Consider the following 1,203-nt stretch of genomic DNA (forward strand, 5'->3'; position numbering starts at 1 on the left):
CCGCTCCATTTTAATAAGCGCCCTTAGCTCAGCTGGATAGAGTATTTGACTACGAATCAAAAGGTCGGGAGTTCGAATCTCTCAGGGCGCGCCATTTTTTTTAGAATTTCATAGTAGTTCCGGGACGTAGCTCAGCTTGGTAGAGCACCTGCTTTGGGAGCAGGGGGTCGCATGTTCAAATCGTGTCGTCCCGATCATAGTAAAGCATAATCTAGCAGTGAATTCACTGCTAGATTATGCTTTTTTTGTATTAGCGTGTTGAGTCATCGGGTGGGTACACGGGAGTGCTTCATGGTGTCTGGATATATCGTATTAATATCCGCAGTAATTGCATAGTTGGTGTCAAAGAAGTTCATCGACAAACAGATGGGTCACGTCCAAGCGTTTTACAGGACTTGAAGCAAGCGGTTAATGTGGATTTTCGGGATGACCTTATTAGTGGCAACCTCAAATGCCGTACAGATTGGTGGAAGTGCGAAGGGTGCTTCCCTTAGTTCAGGTATTATTTTCTCAGCTGTAGGCGTAGCTACCGTCATTATGGGGTCCAGTTGGGTCATTATTGGACAACGAACGGGTACGATAAGACGCTATACATAGGGTTAATTGGCGGGGGAATTGGTAATCTGCTGCAACTAGGTGCCCATAATCTGTTTGTTTTCGGTCTACTGCGTTTTACCTATGGTTTTTTTTCTACGACTGACCAATCGACATACAGCTGTTAAATAAGGAAATGGGTGCGAAATCAACTTCGGATTCATCTTTCCCGGCTAAAGGACTGGAGCGACGTTAATCCCCGAAAAAGCCAGGTGAACCGGTATCCGTTGCTCCACTTACATGGTCACACGCTACTTATGTGCTGACCGTCGTGAAATACTTGAACAAGTACAAACAGCTTGCCAAGCAAGGATAAACGACTCCGTCGTCCTTAAGGGACAACTCGTTTGTCAAGGTAGGTGCGAAGCAAAAGTATAATACCTATACTCTCTTATCTAATAAAAAAAGCCTGCATAAGTGCAGTCTTTTCAATCGATTCCGACGATTAGGGAGGAATTCCTGCAAATATACAGTATTATTGCAGCATTTCTGCTTGTACCTGAGAAGTAGTTGCGAAAAAGTGTATTTTTGCAGGCATTTTATTTACCGAGCTAAATAAGAGGTAAAAAGGATGTATACATGCAGCCATTCTACAAAAGCTGTTTTACG

Annotated in this window: 1 protein-coding gene and 2 tRNA genes; all 3 read left to right on the forward strand. The window is 43.6% G+C overall.

Translation table 11 applies throughout. The features are described from left to right. Nucleotides 1-17: 17 nt before the first annotated feature. The 3 genes from ASG93_RS21650 (at nucleotide 18) to ASG93_RS35295 (ending at nucleotide 597) form a co-directional block, all read left to right on the forward strand. Nucleotides 18-94 (forward strand) — tRNA-Arg (locus ASG93_RS21650). Nucleotides 95-120: 26 nt separating this feature from the next. Next, nucleotides 121-194: transfer RNA gene (locus tag ASG93_RS21655), tRNA-Pro, on the forward strand. Nucleotides 195-426: 232 nt separating this feature from the next. Next, nucleotides 427-597: a hypothetical protein gene (locus ASG93_RS35295; protein ID WP_156410995.1), complete on the forward strand. Its 171-nt coding sequence runs from the start codon at nucleotides 427-429 to the stop codon at nucleotides 595-597. The last annotated feature ends 606 nt before the right edge of the window (nucleotides 598-1,203 follow it).

This window comes from Paenibacillus sp. Soil787 (genome assembly GCF_001429545.1).
Lineage (GTDB): Bacteria > Bacillota > Bacilli > Paenibacillales > NBRC-103111 > Paenibacillus_E.

Coding starts and splice junctions, on each gene's coding strand:
- ASG93_RS35295 (WP_156410995.1), top strand. CDS start 427: ATGACCTTATTAGTGGCAACCTCAAATGCCGTACAGATTGGTGGAAGT.